Source organism: Halomonas litopenaei, assembly GCF_003045775.1.
In the GTDB taxonomy this organism is placed as follows: domain Bacteria; phylum Pseudomonadota; class Gammaproteobacteria; order Pseudomonadales; family Halomonadaceae; genus Halomonas; species Halomonas litopenaei.
In genome coordinates, this window is record NZ_PXNS01000005.1 from 72,774 (window position 1) to 95,884 (window position 23,111).

Genomic DNA, 23,111 nt, shown 5'->3' on the forward strand with positions numbered 1-23,111 from the left:
TCTTTATGCGCTCTTCCTATTCTTCATCTTCTTCCTCTGCCCAGGCGGGGGCATCCTCCGATGCGGTCGACATCTCGCGTAGGCGCGCCACCTGGATCGGTGCCACCACGGTGCTCAATTGGGCCATGCTGGCCCTCTTTACCCAGTTGTCGGGGCCCGTGCCACCGTTTCTGCTCACCGCCCTGGCGTTCGGCGTAGCCTTTGTGTGCTTTGTGGTCTATCAGTGCCTTCGCGGCGAGGCGGTGCTGGCGCCGATGCGCCAGCCGCCACTTGTCTGGGCGCTGGGCGTCGGCGGGCTGTTCGGCTACCACGCCCTCTATTTTATCGCCCAGCAGAACGCGCCGCCGGCCAACGCCGGCCTGATCAGCTATCTCTGGCCGCTGTTGATCGTGCTGTTTGTCGCTCTGCTACCCGGTGAGCGCCTGCGCGGGTTTCACGTGGTCGGTAGCCTGCTCGGTTTCGGCGGGGCGGTGCTGTTGATCGGCGGAGACGTCGACGCCGGCGGTAGCCTCCTGGGCTACGCCGCCGCCTTCGCCTGTGCCTTCGTCTGGAGTGGCTATTCGGTGCTGTCCCGGGCCACCCGCACGGTACCCACCGCCGCGGTGGGGGGCTTCTGTCTGGTCACCGCGATACTGGCGGCAGCGTGTCATCTGGCCTTCGAACCCGGCCGCTGGCCCCAGGGCAGCGACTGGTTCGGTGTCATCGCTCTCGGCCTGGGACCGGTGGGCAGCGCCTTCTTTACCTGGGATATCGGGGTCAAGCAGGGGGACCTGCGGCTGCTGGGTCTGCTGGCCTACTTCACGCCGCTGCTGTCGACCCTGGTGCTGGTGGTGACCGGCTTCGCCGCGCCTACCCTGTGGCTTGCCGGGGCGGCGGTGCTAATCACCCTTGGGATGCTGATCGGCAGCGGCTGGATTGGGCGTAGAAGGTCGTCCCGGGCGTCGGACTGATACCCAGCCGGGCGACTGTATCCTTGGGACAATAGGGAGCCTCAAGCGCGTCTTTCAAACTGGCCTCGGCGTTCGACAATAACGTCGGTCTTCAAGGAGGACGCCAGTCATGAAAGAACACGATTTCGAACTACGTTTTCGACTGCCCCGAGGGGTGAACCCCGAGGATCTCGCCGAGCGGCTGTGTGACGACGGCTGCCGCGACGCCCTGGTCGGAAGGGCCCACGATGATGAAATCGCGCTGCAGTTCTGCCGCGCGGCGGCCTGCTCCGGCGAGGCCATGCGCAGTGCGCTGCAGGATGTGATCAGGGTGGAGCCCAAGGCGAGGTTGCTGGTCAGCCGCTAGGGCTTGCCTGAAGACGCCGACGACGCCGGCAGAGCGCTCGATACACGCAAGGCCCGGTGACGGGCCTTGCGCATTTTTATGCCAGTGAGGCCGTCGTCAATGACTCCTGACGCGATGGCGCGACAAGCGGGTAAAGCAGATCGGTGGGGTACTGGCCGTGCTCATGCGGTCGGTATCGGGCTGCGCCCGCCAGCCGCGATATAGCGCCCAGCGCTTCAAGGCGTCCAGGTTGAGGTGCGGGTGGTGCTCGTCGCGGGGATCGTACTCGGGGGAAGGAAAGGCGTGGGCTAGGTGGTCGTAGCGGGCCAGGGCGCGTTCGCCGCCGTGGGCGGCCAGAGCCTGGTCCAGGGCGGACTGCCAGGCGCGGGTGTCATGCTGCTGGGGTCTTCCATTGGAAACAGCCATGCTGTTGCCCTCCTGAAATCACGTCAGAACATTGGTGGTGTCGCCATTCCCTGGTGGGGTTGTCGGTGGAGTGAAGGAAAGACGCCCGAGCCGTCAGGCCCGGGCGTCGTCTCGATCAATCCCAGCTCAGCGCGCCGCCGACCTGATACTCGGTGACGCGGGTCTCGAAGAAGTTCTTCTCCTTGCGCAGATCGATGATTTCGCTCATCCACGGGAAGGGGTTCTGGGCACCCGGGAACTGCTCCTTCAGGCCGATCTGGGCCAGGCGACGGTTGCAGATGAAGTGCAGGTACTCCTCCATGATCGCCGCGTTCATGCCCAGCACGCCGCGGGGCATGGTGTCGCGGGCGTAGCTGATCTCGAGCTCGGTACCCTCGAGGATCATCTGGGTGACCTCGTCCTGGAACTCCGGGGTCCACAGGTTCGGGTTCTCGATCTTGATCTGGTTGATCATGTCGACACCGAAGTTCAGGTGCATCGACTCGTCGCGCAGGATGTACTGGAACTGCTCGGCCACGCCGGTCATCTTGTTGCGCCGGCCCATGGACAGGATCTGGCTGAAACCGCAGTAGAAGAAGATGCCTTCAGTGACACAGTAGAAGGCGATCAGGTTACGCAGCAGCTCCTGGTCGGTCTCGACGGTGCCGGTCTGGAAGTTAGGACGGGCCAGCGACTGGGTGTGCTTGAGGCTCCAGGCGGACTTGGCGGCGACCGACGGGACCTCGCGGTACATGTTGAAGACTTCGCCCTCATCCATGCCCAGCGACTCCACGCAGTACTGGTAGGCGTGGGTGTGGATCGCTTCCTCGAAGGCCTGGCGCAGCAGGTACTGGCGGCACTCCGGGTTGGTGATCAGGCGATACAGCGCCAGCACCAGGTTGTTGGCGACCAGCGAGTCGGCGGTGGAGAAGTAGCCCAGAGAACGTTCGACGATGCGGCGCTCGTCGGCGGTCAGGCCGTCGTTGCTCTTCCACAGCGCGATGTCCGCGTTCATGTTCACTTCCTGGGGCATCCAGTGGTTGGCACTGCCGTCCAGGTACTTCTGCCAGGCCCACTCGTACTTGAACGGCACCAGCTGGTTCAGGTCCGCACGGGCGTTGATCATCTTCTTGTCGTCGACCTCGATCCGGGCGGCGCCCATCTCGAGTTCCTCGAGGCCGGCGGCCACGTCGAGTTCTTCCAGCGACTTGCGTGCCCGGGCCATGCGGTCCTGGTCGGCAGCCTGGTAGTTGCCGGCGCTTTCGCGCACCTCATCCGTTGCCTCGGCAGCCGGAGCCGGGGTCGGCTCGGGTGCCTTCTTCGGCTCGGGTACTTCTGCGGTGGCGGTGTCGTCCTCGTGGAACTCGTCCCAGTTCAGCATTGTTGCGGTCTCCCGATCATCTGATCGGCCGACGCGCCTGGCGTCGGCGTGGGGTTGTCTGGTGGCCCCGGCGGTGCCGGGGCGAGGTGTGCGGGCCTGGCCCGCACGTCCGTCATGGCGTTGTCGCCGGTGTTACTGGCAGGCCTCGCAGCCCAGCTCGTCGATTTCCCCGGCGGACGGTGGACGCTGGCCACCCTTGCCCTTGAGGAAGTCGTCGATGCCGCGGGGCTCCTCGGCTGCGGGTGCCGCCGCCGGTGCAGACGCCTGGGGTGCGGTACCGTTGGAGACGGCGTTGAGCTTGCCGCGGTCCACCGTGGACTTCTCCACCGAGGTGGCGCCGAGGGCGCGCAGGTAGTAGGTGGTCTTGAGGCCACGGAACCACGCCATGCGGTAGGTCACGTCGAGCTTCTTGCCGGACACGCCCTGGATGTAGAGGTTCAGCGACTGGGCCTGGTCGATCCACTTCTGGCGCCGTGCGGCGGCTTCGACCAACCACTTGGGCTCGACCTCGAAGGCGGTGGCGTACTTGGCCTTGAGGTCGTCCGGGATGCGGTCGATGGGCTGGACGCTGCCGTCGTAGTACTTGAGGTCGTTGATCATGACCTCGTCCCACAGGCCGCGTTCCTTGAGGTCGTTGACCATCCAGGAGTTGACCACGGTGAACTCGCCGGACAGGTTCGATTTCACGAACAGGTTCTGATAGGTCGGCTCGATCGACTGGGTCACGCCGCAGATGTTCGAGATGGTCGCGGTGGGGGCGATGGCCATCACGTTGGAGTTGCGCATGCCCTGGCTGCGCACCTTGTCACGGATGCGATCCCAGTCCTGGGTCTGGCTGGTGTCGACCTCGATGTACTGCTCGCCACGCTCGGCCTTGAGCTTGTCGACAGAGTCGATCGGCAGCACGCCCTGGCTCCACAGCGAGCCCTCGAAGCTCTCGTAGCGTCCGCGCTCGGCGGCCAGGTCGCTGGAGGCCTCGATGGCGTGGTAGCTGATCAGCTCCATGGAGCGGTCGGCAAAGGCCACCGCCTCGCCGCTGGCGTAGGCGATGCCCTGGGCGTACAGCGCGTCCTGGAAGCCCATCAGGCCCAGGCCCACCGGGCGGTGCTTGAAGTTGGAGTTGCGCGCCTGGGGCACCGCGTAATAGTTGATGTCGATGACGTTGTCGAGCATCCGCACCGCGGTGCGCACGGTCTTCTTGAGCTTGTCGTTGTCGAGCTCGCCGTCGACCACGTGCTGCGCCAGGTTGATCGAGCCCAGGTTGCACACCGCGATCTCGTCGGGCGAGGTGTTGAGGGTGATCTCGGTGCACAGGTTGGAGCTGTGGACCACGCCGGCGTGGCTCTGGGGGCTGCGAATGTTGCAGGCATCCTTGAAGGTGATCCAGGGATGGCCGGTCTCGAACAGCATCGACAGCATCTTGCGCCACAGGTCCTTGGCCTTGACCCGCTTGAACAGCTTGAGCTGACCGTTGCGGGTCATCTCCTCGTACTCGGCATAGCGCTTCTCGAAGGCCACGCCGTACAGGTCATGCAGGTCCGGGCAGGTGGACGGCGAGAACAGGGTCCACTCCTCGTCATTGAACACCCGCTTCATGAACAGGTCCGGCACCCAGTTGGCGGTGTTCATGTCATGGGTACGACGACGGTCATCGCCGGTGTTCTTGCGCAGCTCGAGGAATTCCTCGACATCCAGGTGCCAGGTCTCGAGGTAGGCGCAGACGGCACCCTTGCGCTTGCCGCCCTGGTTGACCGCGACGGCGGTGTCGTTGACCACCTTGAGGAAGGGGACCACACCCTGGGACTTGCCGTTGGTGCCCTTGATGTAGGAGCCCAGCGCACGCACCGGGGTCCAGTCGTTGCCGAGGCCGCCGGCCCACTTGGACAGCATGGCGTTGTCGCGGATCGCGCCGTAGATGCTCTCGAGGTCATCCGGCACGGTGGTCAGGTAGCAGCTGGAGAGCTGGCTGCGCACGGTGCCCGCGTTGAACAGGGTCGGGGTGGAGGCCATGTAGTCGAAGCTGGAGAGCAGCTCGTAGAACTCGATGGCCCGCGTCTCGCGGTCGTCCTCGTTCAGCGCAAGGCCCATGGCCACGCGCATGAACATCACCTGGGGCAGCTCGTAGCGCACGTCATCGCGGTGGATGAAGTAGCGGTCGTACAGGGTCTGCAGGCCCAGGTAGGTGAACTGGTTGTCGCGGCTGTGGTCGAGCGCCTCGCCCAGACGTTCCAGGTCGAAGTTGGCAAGCTCGGGGTCGAGCTGTTCGAACTCGATGCCGCGCTCGACGTAGCGCACGAAGGCCGGCTTGTAGAGCTCGGCCATGTCGCCGTAGGTGGCGTCCTCGGCCACGTCGAGGAATGACAGCGCCTCGCGGCGCAGGTTGTCCTGCAGCAGACGAGCGGTGACGTAGGTGTAGTTCGGGTCCTTCTCGACCAGCGTGCGAGCGGTCATCATCAGCGCCTGGGACACGCCATCGATGGTCACACCGTCGTACAGGTTCTTCAGCGAGTCCTGGACGATCTTGTTGGGGTCGACGTTCTCGAGGCCTTCGCAGGCGTCGAACACCAGGGTCTCGATACGCCCCAGGTCCAGCGGACGACGGCTGCCGTCGGCGGCGGTGACGTTGAGGGTCGGGTGCGGCTTCTCGATGCCGCTTTCCTCGCGGGCGCGGGCGTGTTCCTCGCGGTAAAGCACGTAGGCGCGTGCGACCTTCTGCTCGCCGCTGCGCATCAGCGCCAGCTCTACCTGGTCCTGAATATCCTCGATGTGCACGGTGCCACCGTCGGCCAGGCGACGGGCAAAGGTCTGCTCGATGGCCTCGGCGGATTCCTTGACGAAGTCACGGACCCGGCTAGAGGTGGCGGCATTGTCCCCCTCGACGGCGATGAATGCCTTGCTGATGGCCACGGCGATCTTGCCGGCGTCGAAGGGCACCACGTCCCCGGTGCGCTTGATCACGCGCAGCGTGTCGGGGGCGGTGACGGAGACGGACGGTCGGTCCGGGCTAGCGAGGGTATCCATGGCGCCGAGGCTCCCTATGAGGTAGAAAAGTCGTGAAAACAGGCGTGACCAACTGCGAGAAAGAGGCAGTTGACAGGCTTCTGTGATATTGCTAGAGACACATGATGTGGTGTCTCTCTGGATATTCGGACACAAGATAGTGTGCTTCTTGCCCGTCATCAAGTGGATAAGTCTGTGGATGAGGTGTGGTCATCAAGGGGGCAACTGGGCACAACCGGCGTGGGCGCCGTGGTGGCGGCCTTGATGCGCATCAGGGCGAGGGCAGGCGACAGCGCAAAATTCGGGTATCCTTGTGTTATCGCGTGTGACATTGCTCAGCACCAGTCATTCGGCCAGGTTGGATAATGCCCGGCATTCGCCAAAAGGAATGAGACCCCCTATGGAAGAACGTTCAGAGCAACGAGAACAGGATCACGTACTTATCATCGAAGATGATGAGCGTCTCGCTGGTCTGACGCGGGACTACCTCGAAGCCAACGGCTTCCGAGTGAGCCTGGAGGATGACGGCGGTCGCGGCGTCGATCGTATTCTGTCGCTGCAGCCGGATCTGGTGATTCTGGATCTGATGCTGCCGGGCGAGGATGGCCTGTCGATCTGTCGTCGTGTTCGCAGCGACTACGGTGGTCCGATCCTGATGCTGACCGCGCGGACTGACGACATGGATCAGGTCCTGGGGCTCGAGATGGGCGCCGACGATTATGTGCCGAAGCCGGTGCAGCCGAGGGTACTGCTGGCACGCATGCGTGCCCTGCTGCGTCGTCTCGACGGAGCCGAGGTCAGTGGCGAAAGCCGCTTGACGTTCCAGGACCTGGAAATCGACAACGCCACCCGCGAGGCCTGGCTCAAGGGCGAGCGTATCGATCTGACCAGCGCCGAGTTCGACCTTTTGTGGCTGCTGGCCAGCCACGCCGGTCGGGTGCTGACCCGCGAAGAAATCTTTTCCCAGTTGCGCGGCATCCGCTACGACGGCCAGGACCGCTCCATCGACGTGCGGGTGTCGCGGATTCGGCCCAAGATAGGCGATGACCCCCATCATCCGCACCGCATCAAGACGGTCAGGAGCAAGGGCTATCTGTTCGTGAAGGACAGCTGAACCCATGCGTCGCGCTCTGGCCGACAGTACCTTCCTGCGGGTCTACGTCATGCTGGCGGCGACCCTGGTGCTGGCGCTCGGCGTGGCGATGGTGGGCATGACGCTGATCGACAAGGTGCGCATCGAGCACTATCGCGAACAGCTGGCCGAGGCGCCCATGCACCTGTTGGCGACGATGATCGACAGCATGCCGCGGGGCGAGCGGCGTGAGTGGATGGCCGAGAAGTCCGAGGCGCTGGACATGTCGATGTCGATCGTGCCCCTGTCGTCGCTGTCGCCGAGCTACTTCACCCGTCTTCGACTGCAGCGCGGCGGCGTGCTGGTCGGGCGTGACAGTCCCCATGAGTGGCGCTTCTGGCGGCTGATGCCCGCCGGTGGCGCGGTCCTGCAGGTGTCGCTGTCCGGCATGTCGGAGCGCCAGTTGCGGGGCCTGACCCAGCTCAGCGGGGAATGGCTCGCCAGCCTGCCGGCGGGGGAGCGCCAGGCGAGCATCGACAGCATGACCCGCGGCGACCTGCCGGTATCGATCAGCCAGTCCCCTCCGGATATCCTCGAGCCACGTCAGCGCAACCGCCTGGCCGGTGGCGAGGTGATGATGCAGCTACTGCCCGAGCACTGGTCGGTGGTGCTGTTCATGCAGGTGACGCCGCCTGGCGAAGCCCCCTTCTGGCTGACGGTAGGGCCGATGGCCAGCTACGAGGCGCTTCCGCCGGCGCTGTTGGCGTCGATGCTGGTGCTGCTGATGGGCGCACTGGCGATCGTCATCTACCTGATCGTGCGGGGTATCGAGGCGCGCATGGCGCGACTTGAGATGGCCGCCACCCGGCTTGCCAGCGGTCGCCTCGATACCCGGGTCAAGGTCGAGAGCGGCGACTTTCTCGGGCGTGTCGGCATGGCCTTCAACGGCATGGCCTCCCAGGTGCAGTCGTTGTTGCGGGCCCAGCAGGACATGATCCGGGCAGTGTCCCACGAACTCAGGACGCCGGTGGCGAGGATTCGCTTTGCGGTGCAGATGGTCGAGGACATGTCCGAGGATGCCCTGGTCAGGCGCCAGTTGCAGGGGGTCGACAGCGACATCGATGAACTCGACGATCTGATCGACGAAATCCTCACCTATGCGCGCCTCGATAGCGAGACCATCCATGGTGTCGAAGCTTCCCCCGAACCGGTGGAGCTGCGTGACATCTGCGAGCGGGTGATCGACTCCCTGATGCCATTGCACGGCAATCTTGACGTGCGTCTGACCGCGGGGCCGGAGATCGAGGTCCACGCCGATTCCCGCTATCTGCAACGGGCCACCCAGAACCTGGTGGCCAACGCCTGCCGCCACGCCCGCACCCGGGTCAAGGTCAGCCTGCTCGACGAACCCAACCAGGTGCGGGTCGACGTGGAGGACGATGGGGAAGGGGTGCCGCCGGAGGCGCGCCAGGATATCTTCAAGCCCTTCGCCCGCCTGGACGACAGCCGAACCCGCCGCTCCGGCGGCTACGGGCTGGGGCTGTCCATCGTGCAGAAGGTGATGGCCTGGCACGGCGGCACCGTCAGCGTGGACGAGAGTCCCGGCCTGAAGGGCGCGCGCTTCTCGCTGATCATCCCCCGCCGGGTCTGAGAATCTGCCCGCGGGCCAACCTGAATGCCGGTGAACGGCCCCTGTTTCGGGCGGTCCTGATTCGTTCAGCGCCTCGACGATGTTTCCTGCTCAGGCCGGCTTGATCCCTTCCAGCACCGCAAAGGACGTCTCCCGCGCGGTGCGCAGAAAGTCCACCATCCAGGGGGCTTCCCGGGTGTCTTCGCGGATGGCGGCGAAGAGCGTGCTCCAGACACCATCCTCGCCCAGCGCGACGGCCTTGACGTAGTCCCGCTCCAGGTACTCGGTCAGTGCCCAATTGGGCAGCGCACAGACTCCGCGACCGCTGGCCACCAGTTGCATCATCATGATCGTCAGTTCGGCGGTGCGCACCTCCCTGGGGGTGACGCCGGCCGGGTCGAGGAACTGGGTGAACACATCCAGACGCGAACGTTCCACCGGGTAGGTGATCAGGGTCAGGTCGGCCAGATCCTGGGGCGAGACGTGGGAGCGCCCGGCCAGGGCATGCTGACGCGCCACGGCGAGCAGGCCTTCGTAGCGAAACAGCGGCTCGTAGTGAACGCCGGGCAGGGGTTGGGGGTCGGCGGTGATCACCAGATCGAGCTGCTCGCGGGCCAGCGCCGGCAGCGGATCGAAGTGGTGGCCGCCGGGGATGTCGATCTCGACCTCCGGCCAATGGTCGCGGAAGTGATCCACGGTGGGCATCAGCCACTGAAAGCAGCTATGACACTCGATCGCCATGTGCAGGCGGCCCTGCTCGTTGCCGGCCAGGCGCGCCAGGTCACGCTCGGCCATGCGCACCTGGGGCAGGATCTGTTCGGCCAGGTTCAAGAGGCGCAGCCCGGCCCGGGTGAACTCCACCGGCCGGGTCTTGCGCAGGAACAGTGGCCCGCCCAGACGCTCCTCCAGATCCTTGAGCTGGTGGGACAGCGCCGACTGGGTCAGGTGGACCCGTTCGGCGGCCTCCACCAGGGAGCCGGCGTCGCGCAGCGCTATCAGAGTGCGCAGATGACGGAGTTCGAGCATTATCGTGAGCTTCTTTCATAGTAAAGATTAAGAAGTTTAGTTTGATTCACCCTTCGGATGCCAGCGACACTTCGTCGTATCATTCATGATCAAGGTGAATCACCATGACTTTTTCTCATATTCTGGGGTATCCCCGCATCGGTGCCGACCGCGAGCTCAAGCGCGCCACCGAAGCCTACTGGAAGGGCGACGCCGATCGGGCCAGCCTGGAGGCGACCGGTCGCGAGTTGCGCAAGCGTCACTGGCAGGATCAGCGCGAGGCGGGACTGGACCTGGTGACGGTGGGCGACTTCGCCTTCTATGACCAGGTGTTAAACGTGTCGCTGCTGCTGGGTGCCGTGCCGGCGCGTTTTGCTGCCAAGGCCGAGCTCGAGCGTGGTGAAGTCGATCTGGACACCGCCTTTCGCATGGCCCGGGGCCGCGCACCCAGCGGAGAACCCGCTGCCGCCTGCGAGATGACCAAGTACTTCGATACCAACTACCACTATCTGGTACCGGAACTGCACCAGGGTCAGGACTTCCGCCTGGCCAGCACGCGGCTGTTCGACGAGGTCGTCGAGGCGCAGCAGCAGGGGCACGCGGTCAAGGTGGCGCTGGTCGGGCCGCTGACCTGGCTGTGGCTCGGCAAGGAGCGGGGCGAGTCGTCCTTCGATCGTCTGGCGCTGCTCGATGGTGTGCTGGCGGTCTACGCCGAGGTGTTCGCCAGACTCGCCAAGCTGGGTGTGGAGTGGGTGCAGCTCGACGAGCCGGCCCTGGCCCAGGACCTGCCCGGCGACTGGAAGGTAGCCTTCGAACGTGCCTACCATCATCTGCAGGGGTCGGGGGTCAAGCTGCTGGTGGCCAACTACTTCGGCGGCCTCGGCGACAACCTGACCCTGGCGGTCAATCTGCCGGTGGCGGGGCTGCACCTGGACGCCGTGCGTGCCCCACAGGAGGTCGAGACGGTGGTCGACCGTCTGCTGCCTCACAAGGTGCTGTCGCTGGGCGTCATCGACGGACGCAACATCTGGCGCGCCGACCTGGCTGCCCTGCGCGATCAGTGGACCAACGCCGCCAGCCGTCTGGGCGAGCGTCTGTGGATCGCCCCCAGCTGCTCGCTGCTGCATGTGCCGGTGGACCTGGAGCGCGAGACCGAGCTCGACGCCGAGTTCAGAAGCTGGCTGGCCTTCGCTCGCCAGAAGCTCGACGAGACCGTGACCCTGGCAAGACTGCTCGCTGGCCGGGTGCGACCCGAAGACGAGGCGCTGCTGGCGGCTTGCGTGCAGGCGATTGCCTCGCGGCGTGAGTCGCCACGCATTCATCGTCCCGAGGTCGGTGCACGCCTGGCGGCGCTTGGCGAGGCCGACAGCCAGCGCCCGAGCCCCTATCTGCAGCGCGCCGAGCAGCAGCGTCGCGCCCTCGGACTGCCGCTGTTTCCGACCACCACCATCGGCTCCTTCCCCCAGACCGCTGAGATTCGCGCTGCCCGTCGTGACCACAAGGCAGGACGCCTGTCCGCTGACGACTACCACACCAGGATGCGCGAGGAGATCGCCCAGGCGGTGCGGCTGCAGGAAGAGCTGGGCTTGGACATGCTGGTCCACGGCGAGGCCGAGCGTAACGACATGGTCGAGTACTTCGGTGAGCAGCTCGACGGTTACGCCTTCACCCGCTTCGGCTGGGTACAGAGCTATGGGTCACGCTGCGTCAAGCCACCGATCCTGTTCGGCGACGTGAGCCGTCCTGCACCGATGACGGTGGAGTGGAGCCGCTACGCCCAGTCGCTGACCGGGGCGCCGATGATGGGCATGCTGACCGGCCCGGTGACCATGCTGCAGTGGGCCTTCGTGCGCGATGACCAGCCTCGCGCGACCACCTGCCGCCAGATCGCCCTGGCACTGCGTGACGAGGTGTGTGACCTGGAGGCGGCGGGCATTCGCGCCATCCAGATCGACGAGCCGGCGCTGCGGGAAGGTCTGCCGCTGCGCAAGGCCGAGTGGCAGGAGTATCTGGACTGGGCGGTGGAGGCGTTCCGCCTGTCGGCCAGCTGTGTAGCGGACGCGACCCAGATCCACACCCACATGTGCTACTCCGAGTTCAACGACATCATCGCCTCCATCGCCGAGCTGGACGCCGACGTCATCACCATCGAGACCTCGCGCTCCGACATGGAGTTGCTCGACGCCTTCCGTGACTTCGACTATCCCAACGAGATCGGACCGGGGGTCTACGACATCCATTCACCGAACCTGCCCGAGGTGGACTGGATGGTGGCGCTGATGGAAAAGGCCGCCGAGCGCATCTCGCTGGAGCGGCTGTGGGTCAACCCGGACTGCGGCCTCAAGACCCGTCAGTGGGAGGAGGTGACACCGGCGCTGGCCAATATGGTCCAGGCCGCCAAGGAGCTGCGTCGACGCCACGCCTGACGACCGAGCCGCACTAGAGGGCCCATGACGCCGGGAAGCGCGGTTGAAAGTTCGTCGATTGTGCGAGGGGGCGATCCCATGGTGGCAGAGCCGCGCCTTTTGACGATGTGGCTGGTAAGCTTCGCCAGTAGGCCCCGACAGGGACACGCCAGACGGCACCTGGCGGGGCCACGGAATCGTACTGATGTCGTGATCGAAGGAGCCTGTCATGTGTCGTCCCGCTGTCGTCTCACCCCTCCTTGTCGTGATGCTGAGTGGACTGGTGGGGTGCGCCACTACCAGCGCTCCCGGTCCTGCCAGCGAGCAGACCGATCGCGCGGAGCGGCGCGGTTCCTTTACCGATGCGCCGGTGGAGCAGAAGGCGCCGCTGCTGCCCTCTGCCTACTTTGTCGGTGATGGCGCTACCTTCGTTGGCTGGCGCTGTTCGCCGAGTCAGGACATGGTCTCGGCGACCCAGGAGGATTCGCTCAGGTTGTGGACCACCCACGGTGCCGAGCAGTTGCCCCAGGCGGTGGTGGACCAGGGCGAGCGTTACCAGCGAGGGGAACTCAGCGCCCATATCATTGGTGATCGGGCGGTGATCAAGAGCTCCCGCGGTCGGCTCGAGTGCGAGGCCCGTACCCGCCGCGACTCCCTACGGCGCAGCGACAAGCCCGGGGTGATGTTCCTGGCCCGGGGCAACGAGCCAGGCTGGCACCTCGAACTGGCCAATGACGTGCCGCGCATCGACATGAGTCTGGACTACGGCGAGCGTGAAGTGAGCCTGCCCTATCGCGTCACCACCCTGGACAACGGTGCCGGTCGAGTGATCCTGGAAAGCGGCCGCGCCGATGCGCCCTTCGAGTTGCGCATCGAGGCCGGTGCCTGCTTCGATGATATGGCGGGCACGCCCTGGCCGGCCCAGGTCACCTTGAACGTCAACGGACGTCAGCTGCAGGGGTGTGGGCAGGGCATCGCGCCCTGACGGGGGGCGACGTGGACGCGCTTGGCAAGCCGACGAAAGCGTCCTTGGCTTGTGTAGCCAGCACACGCGAATAAAGCGCCGAGCGGCGCTTTATTCGTTTTTATCGAAAGATATTCCGAGATTTATTCGCTTTTCGTCGATTTTGTTGGCGGTAAACTGTGCGCAGACATCATCTTCCACAGGAACTCGCCATGACCCGCGTACTGCTTGTCACCTCATCCATCCTCGCCGACCAGGGCCAGTCCACCCAGCTGGCACGCCACTTCGAGCGCCTGGCGCGCCAGCGTGACGATATCGAGATCACCCATCGCGACGTGGTCGCCGACGACCTGCCACACCTGGGCCTCGACGAGCTGTCCAGCTGGCAGGTGGCGGACGCAGAGCGCAGCGAGGCACAGCGCGAGCTGGCGACGCGCTCCGATGAGCGTCTCGCCGAGCTCGAGGCCCACGACGTGCTGGTGCTCGCCGTGCCGCTTTATAACCTGGGCATTCCCTCCCAGCTCAAGGCCTGGTTCGACCGTATCCTGCGCGCGGGCAAGAGCTTCCGCTACACCGAGAATGGCCCGGTGGGGCTGCTCGAGGGCAAGCGTGCCATCGTGCTGGGCGCTCGCGGCGGTCAGTACGCCGGTAGTGCTCTGGATACCCAGACACCGCACCTGCGCCATATGCTGGGCCTGATCGGCATCAATGAGGTCGAGACGGTGTTTGCCGAAGGGCTCAGCATGGGTGACGAACACAAGGAAGCGGCCCTCACCACTGCCCACGCCGAGATCGAGGCGCTGATCGCCAGGCTGTAAGCCGCGCCCGACGTCTGAAGACACTGATTCGCAAGCCGCCGTGGCCCTGGCCACGGCGGCTTGCGTATGGTGATCGTTGCTCAGGGAAGAGGCCGACACCCGGCCGGGTGTCAGCGAGCGTCGCAGTCGTCGCCTGCGCCCAGCTGCCAGCGGGAATCGACGAAGTCAGCGACACACAGCGCGGGCTGTGGTGACAGCATGCGCTCGAACAATTGCCCCATGGGGCGCTGGCTTGCGCTCATCGGCAGTTGCTGGGTCGGTTCCAGGGCGCGCCAGTCGCCATCCTGGTGTTGCGCCAGTGCGAAGCGAAACGGATGGAAGCCGGGAAAGCCCAGGCGCAGGTCGGTGGCCAGCAGACGTTCGGCGTCTCCCTTGCGCTCCACCTCGTAGCGCACAAAGGGGCCAGCGAACCAGGCCAGGCGGCGACCGCTGTCGAGCGCCAGGGCGGCAGCCTCGAGTTCGGTACCGCGTCGAAACAGTTCGACGACCGGGCGGGTATCTCCGTCGAGCAGGCCGATCAGCGTCTCGGCGTGGCGATCGCCGTCCACGGCGGTGACCCGCCACAGCAGGATCGAGAAGGGCGCCGGCTGGATCAGGCGCGGTGCCTCGGCTATGTCCACTCGGTCGAGCGCCTCGTCGGCCCTGGCATCGACCCAGCCGCGCGCGCCCAGCGCCAGCAGCAGGTACAGCGTCGAGATCACCAGGCCCCAGCTGGCGGCGCGTTGCAAGGTCGCTGGCCGATGGCCACGCCACAGTGCGATCACCAGAGCGACCAGCAAGGCCAGGGTGTAGGCCGGGTCGATGATGAACACCAGCGGGGTAGCGCTGGGCGCGGTGACCTCGAGTGGCCACCACAGCTGGGTGCCGTAGGTGGTCAGCGAGTCCAGCAGCGGATGGGTCACCAGGCACAGCCAGAAGAACAGCCACCAGCGCAACAAGCCAAGGTGTTGCAAGCCCAGGCCCTGGGCCGGGCTTAAGCTCAAGCCCAGTCCCTGTGCAGGGCGTCTGGCCCGACGCTCGGCCAGTCGCTCGGCCAGTCGCTGAGCTAGCCCGGCCAGCACCAGCGAGAGCCCCGTCAATACGAAGAGCGAATGACTGAAGCCACGGTGGTAGGTGACGTTGGCCACGGCGTCGCCGTAGTCGATCAGCACGTCCAGGTCCGGCAGGCTGCCGACCACCGCGCCGGCGAGCAATGACTTGCGGCCCAGGTGACGGCCCAGAACCGCGCCTCCCAGGGCCGCGCCGAGGGCGGCCTGGGTCAGCGAGTCCATGGTGGCGCCGCCGCCAGTACTCGGGCCTGCACCGGGCAGTCGTCACGGTGGGCGCCGGCCAGGTAGCCCGCGCTCATCAGGAACTCCTTGACGATCTCCGGGCCGGTAAAGCGAAAGTGACGCTTGAACAGCTTCACCCAGTCCGCGTGTTCACGCGGGTGGTGGGCATCCAGCCAGGCCTGAAAGCCGCCGTGGGACTCCCGCATGGCCTGGATCACCCGGGCGTTGTGGATCACCGCCTCGATCTTCAGGCGGTGACGAATGATGTCGGCGTCGGCCAGCAGACGTGCCCGATCGTCGTCGTCGTAGGCGGCGACCCGATCGACGTCGAAGCCGTCGAAGGCGCGCTTGAAGCCCTCGCGCTTCTTCAGCACCGTAAGCCACGACAGACCGGCCTGATTGATCTCGAGTGCCAGGCGCTCGAACAGGTCGGACTCGCCTCGGATCGGGAACCCGTATTCGCTGTCATGGTAGGGCCCGTGCAGCGGATGCCCCGGGGCCAGGTCGCAGTACTCGCTCATGCGGCTTGCTCTTGTTGGTAAGGTGTCTCGATTCCCTGGGACCGACCTGCGCTACGACAAAAGGGTACCGACTCGGCATACCCTTGATGGCGCGATTCTGCGATCCTGAGGCCTGTCCTTCTCTTTTTCCGTCAGGAGATCATACGCGATGACACGTCTTTCTCGCGCCCTGGGTGCCGCTCTCATGGGTGTCTTCAGCCCGCTTGCACTGGCCGCCGGCCTGGACATGCACAAGGATCCTCACTGCGGCTGCTGCAGCGCCTGGGCCGAGCACATGCGTGAGGCCGGCTTCGAGGTGCGTCTTCACGACAGCCCCGACATGGCGTCGATCAAGCAGCGCCTGGGGGTTCCCCAGGCGTTGGCGTCCTGTCATACCGCTACCCTGACCAATGATGCCGGCAGGCGTTACCTGATCGAGGGCCATGTCCCCGCCGAGCAGGTGGCCTGGCTGCTGGAGGCGTCGCCGGACATCGATGGTCTGGCGGTGCCGGGCATGCCCCACGGCTCGCCCGGGATGGAGACCGGTCGCCTCGATGACTACGCGGTGCTCGGCTTTACAGTCGACGATGGCCGCGCCAAGGTAGTGGCCCGTTACCCTTAAGCTCGCGCAGCAGACGCGGCCTACCCCTGAACTCCGAGGAGACCCGAATGCAATTTCTACACACCATGGTGCGTGTCAGCGACCTCGACGCCTCTCTGCACTTCTATTGCGACCTGCTGGGCCTCAAGGAGGTGCGTCGCAAAGACAACGACAAGGGACGCTTTACCCTGGTGTTCCTGGCGGCGCCAGAGGACGAGGAGCGCTCGAGCCAGCTCAACGCGCCGGAGCTCGAGCTGACCTGGAACTGGGACCCGGAGGAGTACCAGGGCGGACGCAACTTTGGCCACCTGGCCTATCGCGTCGATGACATCTACGCCCTGTGTCAGAAGCTCATGGACAACGGTGTGACCATCAACCGGCCCCCCCGTGACGGCCATATGGCCTTCGTCAGGAGCCCGGACGGCATTTCGGTGGAACTGCTGCAGAAGGGCGACGCCCTGGAACCCGCCGAGCCCTGGGCCTCGATGGAGAACACCGGCAGCTGGTAGCGAGCGAAAGGCCGCTGTCGATCGTGCCAGCGAGCGGCGCCGAAGGGGCAGCGAAGGGATGGGGGAGCTGACTCCCCCATCGACACCTTGTCTTGCAGCTTGCCACGTGACCTGCCACGCGGGCGTCGTTTGCTCAGGCGGGGATGGCGCTGTCTCTCAGCAGGTGTGACGACAGTGCCGGCCACTGGTCTTCCCAGTGCTCGGTGGGGCGGTGGCGGTAGTCGCTGCGCACGTACTGGGCGATGCGTCCCTCGATCTGGGCGGTCAGCAGGTTGGCGCCGGCGCTGGCCGGCATCGCCAGCCGGCGACCCTCGCGCAGCTCCGCCTCGCGTAGTACCTGCTTGAACTGGGTATCCAGCCGCTCGAACAGCTGGTGGATACGCTGCCTCAGTCGCGCCGTCTCGCCGGTCAGCACGTCGCCGCCCAACAGCCGCGACAGGCCCGGGTTCTTTTCGGTGAAGGCCAGCACCAGGGTCATGATCTGATGGCAGCGCGGCAGCGCCTCCTGCTGCTCGTCGAGGATGCGCGTGATGCGCTCGAACAGGGTCTCCTCGATAAAGCTGATCAGGCCCTCGTACATCCTGGCCTTGCTCGGGAAGTGGCGGTAGAGCGCTGCCTCCGAGACGCCGACCTGGCGCGCCAGGGCGGCGATGGTGATGCGCTTGCCGCTGTCTTCTTCCAGCATCAGGGCCAGCGCCTGCAGTATCTGGTCCCGCCGACTTGGGGTCTTTTCCTGCGTCATGATATCGAATTCTTTTGTCGTTGATGGCCCGCCGGGGCGCCGGCGGGCGAGTTCCCTTGCGTCCGGAGCTTGTGCCCGGTTCGCACTTCCTTGCGTCGCTATCGTGTCGCTTTCGTATCGCCCTGGTACGGGTGCTTCAGTTGGGCGATTCGTTGGTGATCAGGGTGCCGACACCCGCGTTGGTGAAGATCTCCAGCAGGGTGGCGTGGGGCACCCGGCCATCGACGATATGGGCGCTGACGACCCCGTCCTTGACCGCGTCGAGGGCGCAGCGGATCTTCGGCAGCATACCACCGTGGATGGTGCCGTCGGCGATCAATTCGTCGACCTGAGCGGTGGAAAGTCCCGTCATCACCTCACCGTCGCGGTTCATCAACCCGGCCACGTTGGTCAGCAGCATCAGCTTCTCGGCGCCGAGTGCCTCGGCCACCTTGCCGGCCACCAGATCCGCATTGATATTGTAGCTGCGACCCTCGCCGTCGACCCCGATGGGGGCGATCACGGGAATGAAATCCCGGGCGGCGAGCATTTCGATCAGGTCGGTGGAGACGTGTTCCACTTCGCCCACATGGCCGATGTCGATGATCTCGGGCGCCGTCATTTCAGGGCTCTGGTGCTCGACCTTGAGCTGGCGCGCGCGGATCTGGGCGCCATCCTTGCCGGTCAGGCCGATGGCCTTGCCGCCGCACTGATTGATCTGGTTGACGATATCCTTGTTGACCAGTCCGCCGAGCACCATCTCGACCACGTCCATGGTCTCGGCGTCGGTGACACGCATGCCACCGACAAAGCGCGACTCGATGTTGAGCTTGGCCAGCAGATCACCGATCTGGGGGCCGCCGCCGTGGACCACCACCGGATTGATGCCGACTTCCTTCATCAGCACCATGTCCCGGGCGAAGGAGTCGATCAGGGCGTCCTCGGTCATGGCGTTGCCGCCATACTTGACCACCACGGTCTTGCCGGAAAATTTCTGGATATAGGGGAGGGCCTCGGAGAGGACCTCCACCACCAGGCGCGGATCGCGTGCCTGTTCGCTCATGGGCGTCATGTCTCCTGCACGTCAGTTGGGTAGGGTGAGCGAGGCGTCCACGTCGGCCAGCGCCTCGGCGAAGCGATCGCGAATGCGCTCTAGCGCGGCGGCGTCGTTACCCTCGAAGCGCAGCACCAGCATCGGTGTGGTATTGGACGCGCGGCACAGACCCCAGCCATCCGGGTAGTCCACGCGGATGCCGTCCAGGGTGGTCTTGACGCCTTCGTCACCGAAGTCACCTTCCCGGGCCAGGCGCGCGACCAGGTCGAACTTGGTCTCGTCGGTGACCTCGATGTTGATCTCCGGGGTGCTCAGGTTCTGCGGATAGCGATCGAAGAAGGTGTCGGCGTCGCCGTCGAAGCGCGACAGGATCTCGAGCAGGCGGGCGGCACCATAAAGGCCGTCGTCGAAGCCGTACCAGCGTTCCTTGAAGAAGATATGGCCGCTCATCTCGCCGGCCAGCAGGGCGCCGGTTTCCTTCATCCGTGCCTTGATCAGGGAGTGGCCGGTGCGCCACATCTCCGGCGTGCCGCCGGCCTTCTCGATCACCTCGATCAGCTTGCCGGTGCACTTGACGTCGAAGATCACCCGGGCGTCCGGATTGCGACCGAGCATGTCCTCGGCGAACGCCATCAGCAGGTGGTCGGGGTAGATCAGGCGCCCCTTGGGGGTGATCACGCCGAGGCGGTCGCCGTCACCGTCGAAGGCCAGACCGATGTCGGCGCCGTGCTCGGCCACCGCGTGGATCAGGTCCTTGAGGTTCTCCGGCTTGCCGGGGTCCGGGTGGTGGTTGGGGAAGTTGCCGTCGATGTCCTCGAACAGCGGCACGGTGTCGGCACCGAGCTGTTCGACCAGGCGCGGGCCCAGTTCACCGGCCACACCGTTGCCGCAGTCCACCACCGCCTTGATCGAGCCCGACAGCGAGACGTCTTCGAGGATGCGCTTCAGGTAGGCGTCACGCACATCGTGCTCGGACACCTGGCCCTGGCCTTCGCGCAGATCGCCGTTCTGAAGGCGAGTGTAGAGCGCGGTGATCGCCTCGCCAGAGAGCGTCTCGCCCCCCAGCACCATCTTCAGGCCGTTGTAGTCCGGCGGGTTGTGGCTGCCGGTCAGCATGACCCCGGAGCGGGTGCCTTCCAGGGTGTGGGTGGCAAAGTACAGCACCGGCGTCGGCACCATGCCGATGTCGACCACGTCACAGCCGCTGGCGGTGAGGCCGCGTGTCAGGGCCTTGATCAGGCGCGGGCCGGAGAGTCGCCCGTCGCGGGCCACCACCACACGGGATTCGCCGCGGGCCTGGGCTTCGCTGCCGATGGCCTGGCCGATCGCCTCGACCCCGGCTTCGGTCAGAGTCTCGTCGACGACGCCTCGAATATCGTAGGCACGAAAGATCGTGGAGGGGACTTGAGTCATGTGAGGGTCCTGTCCTTTTGACGTGGCGCTTGAATGAACGGGTAGTCGAACCTGGGGCGTCAGTGGCGTCCGGAGCTGCCGAAACCGCCGCCGCCGCGAAGGCTCTCGGAAAAGTCCTCGACCACTTCCAGCTCGGCCTGGACCACCGGTACCAGCACGTACTGGGCCAGACGTTCGAAGGGCTCGAGGGTGAAGGCGGTGGTCGATCGGTTCCACACCGACACCATCAGTTCGCCCTGGTAGTCGGAGTCGATCAGGCCGACCAGGTTGCCGAGCACGATGCCGTGTTTGTGGCCAAGCCCCGAGCGGGGCAGGATCATGCCGGCCAGGCCCGGATCGGCGATATGGATCGAGAGCCCGGTGCGGACCAGTTCGCAATCCCCGGGGGCCAGCGTCAGCGGCGCGTCGAGCAGGGCGTGAAGGTCCATCCCGGCCGAGCCGTCGGTGGCGTAGCGGGGCATGCGCTCCTTGATCCGTTCATCGAGGATCTTGACGGCGAGGCGAGGGCGCGAGGCAGTGTCGTGCATGAAAGGTCCTTGGTCTTGGGCAGCCAGACAGGCTTCCTGATAAATAAGTGGTGTCGTGGCTCAGCGCGGGTTCGGCCGCACCGTCTGACGTCGCGCCTCGAGGCAGGCTCGGGCCTGGGCGATGATGGCCTGGGCCAGGCTGGCCTTGTCCTGGTCGGTCTCTTCGCGGCGGGCGAGAGACTCGCCGTCGCGCCACACCAGGGTTGCGGCATTGCGGTCCGAGCCGAAGCCGAGTCCCTCCCGGGAGACGTCGTTGGCGACGATCATGTCGAGCCCCTTGCGCGCGAGCTTGCCCTCGGCGTAGCGCACCACGTCGCGGGTCTCAGCGGCGAAGCCGACCATCAGCGGACGCGGATCGCGGGCAGCCAGGGTGGCGATGATGTCGGGATTCTTGACCAGCTTCAGGGTAAGACCGTCGTCGTCATCGCGCTTCTTTATCTTGTGTTCTGCCGGGGCCTCGGCGCGATAGTCCGCCACCGCCGCGCAGCCGATGAAGATGTCGCAGCCATCCATCAGCCCTTCGGCTGCGGCGAGCAGTTCTTCCGCGGTTTCTATGTCGTGGCGGGCAACGCCCGGGGGTGTCGGCAGACTGACGGGACCGGCGATCAGGGTGACACGGGCGCCACTGTCCCGGGCTGCTTCGGCCAGGGCGAAACCCATCTTGCCGGAGCTGTGATTGGACAGGTAGCGCACCGGATCCAGCGGCTCCCGGGTGGGGCCGGCGGTGATCACCACATGAAGGTCTGCGTCCGGGGGCACTGCTTCGCCTTTCTCTCCCACGACGCCTGTCGCTGTCCGGGGCGTGGAGGGAGAGCCGGCATCCAGCAGGGCGCCGAGAATGGCCTCCGGTTCCATCATGCGTCCCGGGCCGACGTCGCCACAGGCCTGGTCGCCCTGGTCGGGCCCCAGCAGGGCCCATCCATCCTCGACCAGCCGGGCGGCGTTGCGCTGGGTCGCCGGATGGCGCCACATGGCCTGGTTCATCGCCGGGGCCAGCATCCGCCGGGCGTCGCTGGCCAGGCAAGCGGTGGTCAACAGATCGTCGGCCATGCCCTGGGCCAGGCGCGCCATCAGGTCGGCGGTGGCGGGGGCGATCAGAATAAGATCGGCCCAGCGGGCGAGTTCGATATGACCCATGCCGAGCTCGGCGTCGGGGTCCAGCAGCGAGGTGCGTACCGCGCGTCCGGTCAGCGCCTGCAGCGTCAGCGGCGTGATGAAGGCCTGGGCTCCCTCTGTCATCACTACCTGCACCTCGCAACCCGCCTGCACCAGCAGTCGGGCCAGAGAGGCGCTCTTGTAGGCGGCAATACCGGCGCTGATGCCCAGCACAACTCGCTGCCCGGGGCGAAGGCCGCCGGGGCCTGAGCCGGTCAGGCCGCAACCGGAAGAGGAGGGAGCGTGCAACATGAAAAAAGTCCGCAGCCAGAGTCAGCCCTCTACCTTACCACCGGTACCGGATCATGCGTAGCCGCGCACCCTGGCTCCAGATCAGGCAGACCGCACTAGACTCAACGGGTATGTCGGCGCTCGCCGACAGGGCGTGAGGGTAGGATGTGACAAGAGGGTGTGAGAAGAGGATGTGGCGGCTGGGTGTGAGAAGAGGATGTGGTGGCTGGGTGTGATGACAGAGCGTGTCGAGAGGATGTGACGACAGGGCGTGACGAGAAACGGAGCAGGAGACAGGGATGTCGATACGAGACTGGCCAGAGGGCGAACGCCCTCGCGAGAAGCTGCTGGCGCTGGGGCCCACCGCGCTATCCGACGCCGAGCTGCTGGCGATTGTGCTGCGGGTCGGGGTGGCAGGACGCTCCGCGGTGGACCTGGCACGGGACGTACTGGGTGCCTTCGGCGGACTGCGTGCCCTGCTCGAGGCGCATCAGCAGGAGGTCTGTGCCCAGCGTGGCCTGGGGCTTGCCACCTTCGTTCAGCTGCAGGCCGCCCAGGAGATGTCGCGCCGTCATCTGGCGAGCCATCTGGAGCGGGGTCAGGCGCTGAATTCTCCCGCGCGGGTCAGGACCTTTCTTTCCGCTCAGCTTCGTCATCTGGACCACGAGGCCTTCGCCGCACTGTTTCTCGACGCCCAGCATCGGGTGATCCGCTTCGAGGTGCTGTTTCGCGGCACCCTGGACAGCGCCTCGGTGTACCCGCGTGAGGTGGCCAAACGTGCCCTGGCGCTGGGGGCGGGCGCCTTGATCCTGTGCCACAACCATCCCTCCGGGGTGGCCGAGCCCAGTGATGCCGACCGGCGTATCACCGATCGCCTGAAAGAGGCGCTGGGCCTGTTCGATATCCGTGTACTGGATCATTTTGTGGTGGGAGACGCAGAAGTGGTGTCATTTGCCGAGCGAGGTTGGGTATAATGCGCCGCGCGCAAAGAGAGCTGGCCCAGGCGGGGCGAGGATCGTCTCGATCCTATCGCGTCCTGGCCGGGCGACTCTCTACCCGAACACGTCACGTCATCGCCGTCGACGCAGCGGAGCCGTTTCGAGCACCTCGACACGGGCCGTGAGCGAGCGACCTGGCGAACGTTGGTGTATCCCTTGCCCATGGAGGCAGGGTC

The 23,111-nt window shown here is 65.6% G+C and carries 21 protein-coding genes; 10 read left to right on the forward strand and 11 right to left on the reverse strand.

The window, feature by feature from the left end; all coding sequences use genetic code 11:
• Positions 1–5 precede the first annotated feature (5 nt).
• A complete protein-coding gene (gene yddG, locus C6W88_RS09155) occupies positions 6–950 on the forward strand; it encodes an aromatic amino acid exporter YddG (RefSeq protein WP_181248590.1) in 945 nt (314 codons plus the stop codon).
• Positions 951–1,059: 109 nt separating this feature from the next.
• The gene (locus C6W88_RS09160; protein ID WP_045991287.1) at positions 1,060–1,296 is read left to right on the forward strand and encodes a hypothetical protein; all 237 of its coding nucleotides are present in this window, start codon (positions 1,060–1,062) and stop codon (positions 1,294–1,296) included.
• A gap of 96 nt (positions 1,297–1,392) precedes the next feature.
• On the opposite strand, the gene C6W88_RS09165 is transcribed toward C6W88_RS09160, so the two are convergent.
• The 3 genes from C6W88_RS09165 to C6W88_RS09175 all read right to left on the reverse strand — a co-directional run bounded on the left by C6W88_RS09165 (position 1,393) and on the right by C6W88_RS09175 (position 6,082).
• Positions 1,393–1,701 (reverse strand): hypothetical protein, encoded by a 309-nt coding sequence (locus tag C6W88_RS09165; protein ID WP_108132261.1) that lies wholly within the window; start codon positions 1,699–1,701, stop codon positions 1,393–1,395.
• A gap of 115 nt (positions 1,702–1,816) precedes the next feature.
• Complete coding sequence (locus C6W88_RS09170; RefSeq protein ID WP_108132262.1) at positions 1,817–3,061, reverse strand: ribonucleotide-diphosphate reductase subunit beta; 1,245 nt, start codon at positions 3,059–3,061, stop codon at positions 1,817–1,819.
• Between the two features lie 132 nt (positions 3,062–3,193).
• Positions 3,194–6,082, reverse strand: coding sequence for a ribonucleoside-diphosphate reductase subunit alpha (locus C6W88_RS09175; protein WP_108132263.1), 2,889 nt, complete (start codon positions 6,080–6,082; stop codon positions 3,194–3,196).
• A gap of 379 nt (positions 6,083–6,461) precedes the next feature.
• Between C6W88_RS09175 and C6W88_RS09180 the strand changes: the two genes are divergently transcribed.
• Positions 6,462–7,175 (forward strand): winged helix-turn-helix domain-containing protein, encoded by a 714-nt coding sequence (locus tag C6W88_RS09180; protein ID WP_083970186.1) that lies wholly within the window; start codon positions 6,462–6,464, stop codon positions 7,173–7,175.
• A 4-nt stretch (positions 7,176–7,179) separates the two neighbouring features.
• On the forward strand, positions 7,180–8,784 hold the full coding sequence (locus C6W88_RS09185) for an ATP-binding protein (RefSeq protein ID WP_108132264.1): 1,605 nt from the start codon (positions 7,180–7,182) through the stop codon (positions 8,782–8,784).
• A gap of 90 nt (positions 8,785–8,874) precedes the next feature.
• Here the strand turns inward: C6W88_RS09185 and C6W88_RS09190 are convergent, their stop codons facing one another.
• The gene (locus C6W88_RS09190) at positions 8,875–9,789 is read right to left on the reverse strand and encodes a LysR family transcriptional regulator (protein WP_045991224.1); all 915 of its coding nucleotides are present in this window, start codon (positions 9,787–9,789) and stop codon (positions 8,875–8,877) included.
• Between the two features lie 104 nt (positions 9,790–9,893).
• Here C6W88_RS09190 and metE point away from each other — a divergent pair, with 104 nt between their 5' ends.
• The 3 genes from metE (at position 9,894) to C6W88_RS09205 (ending at position 13,955) form a co-directional block, all read left to right on the forward strand.
• A complete protein-coding gene (gene metE, locus C6W88_RS09195) occupies positions 9,894–12,194 on the forward strand; it encodes a 5-methyltetrahydropteroyltriglutamate--homocysteine S-methyltransferase (protein ID WP_108132265.1) in 2,301 nt (766 codons plus the stop codon).
• 208 nt (positions 12,195–12,402) lie between these two features.
• Positions 12,403–13,158 carry a COG3650 family protein gene (locus C6W88_RS09200; RefSeq protein WP_108132266.1) on the forward strand — a complete coding sequence of 252 codons (756 nt, stop codon included), beginning with the start codon at positions 12,403–12,405 and terminating at the stop codon, positions 13,156–13,158.
• Between the two features lie 191 nt (positions 13,159–13,349).
• Entirely contained in the window at positions 13,350–13,955 is a 606-nt protein-coding gene (locus tag C6W88_RS09205) for an FMN-dependent NADH-azoreductase (RefSeq protein ID WP_108132267.1), read from the forward strand.
• Between the two features lie 110 nt (positions 13,956–14,065).
• Here C6W88_RS09205 and C6W88_RS09210 read toward each other — a convergent pair whose 3' ends face one another.
• Entirely contained in the window at positions 14,066–15,226 is a 1,161-nt protein-coding gene (locus tag C6W88_RS09210; RefSeq protein WP_108132268.1) for a metal-dependent hydrolase, read from the reverse strand.
• Entirely contained in the window at positions 15,214–15,747 is a 534-nt protein-coding gene (locus tag C6W88_RS09215; protein WP_045991219.1) for a DNA-3-methyladenine glycosylase I, read from the reverse strand. The genes C6W88_RS09210 and C6W88_RS09215 overlap by 13 nt, the downstream gene beginning before the upstream one ends.
• 148 nt (positions 15,748–15,895) lie before the next feature.
• Between C6W88_RS09215 and C6W88_RS09220 the strand changes: the two genes are divergently transcribed.
• Both C6W88_RS09220 and C6W88_RS09225 read left to right on the forward strand, forming a co-directional pair.
• On the forward strand, positions 15,896–16,348 hold the full coding sequence (locus C6W88_RS09220) for a DUF411 domain-containing protein (RefSeq protein ID WP_108132269.1): 453 nt from the start codon (positions 15,896–15,898) through the stop codon (positions 16,346–16,348).
• Between the two features lie 47 nt (positions 16,349–16,395).
• Positions 16,396–16,836 carry a VOC family protein gene (locus tag C6W88_RS09225; protein WP_045991217.1) on the forward strand — a complete coding sequence of 147 codons (441 nt, stop codon included), beginning with the start codon at positions 16,396–16,398 and terminating at the stop codon, positions 16,834–16,836.
• Between the two features lie 133 nt (positions 16,837–16,969).
• Here the strand turns inward: C6W88_RS09225 and slmA are convergent, their stop codons facing one another.
• The 5 genes from slmA to coaBC form a co-directional block, all read right to left on the reverse strand.
• Positions 16,970–17,578, reverse strand: coding sequence for a nucleoid occlusion factor SlmA (slmA, locus tag C6W88_RS09230; protein WP_045991216.1), 609 nt, complete (start codon positions 17,576–17,578; stop codon positions 16,970–16,972).
• Between the two features lie 136 nt (positions 17,579–17,714).
• Positions 17,715–18,620, reverse strand: coding sequence for an acetylglutamate kinase (gene argB / locus C6W88_RS09235; protein ID WP_045991215.1), 906 nt, complete (start codon positions 18,618–18,620; stop codon positions 17,715–17,717).
• A gap of 21 nt (positions 18,621–18,641) precedes the next feature.
• Entirely contained in the window at positions 18,642–20,024 is a 1,383-nt protein-coding gene (locus tag C6W88_RS09240; protein ID WP_108132270.1) for a phosphomannomutase/phosphoglucomutase, read from the reverse strand.
• Between the two features lie 59 nt (positions 20,025–20,083).
• Entirely contained in the window at positions 20,084–20,551 is a 468-nt protein-coding gene (gene dut / locus C6W88_RS09245) for a dUTP diphosphatase (RefSeq protein WP_045991213.1), read from the reverse strand.
• 60 nt (positions 20,552–20,611) lie between these two features.
• Positions 20,612–21,958, reverse strand: a complete 1,347-nt coding sequence (gene coaBC, locus C6W88_RS09250) for a bifunctional phosphopantothenoylcysteine decarboxylase/phosphopantothenate--cysteine ligase CoaBC (RefSeq protein WP_108132271.1) — start codon at positions 21,956–21,958, stop codon at positions 20,612–20,614.
• Between the two features lie 278 nt (positions 21,959–22,236).
• On the opposite strand from coaBC, the gene radC reads away from it, so the two are divergent.
• Positions 22,237–22,911 carry a RadC family protein gene (gene radC, locus C6W88_RS09255; protein ID WP_108132272.1) on the forward strand — a complete coding sequence of 225 codons (675 nt, stop codon included), beginning with the start codon at positions 22,237–22,239 and terminating at the stop codon, positions 22,909–22,911.
• Positions 22,912–23,111 lie beyond the last annotated feature (200 nt).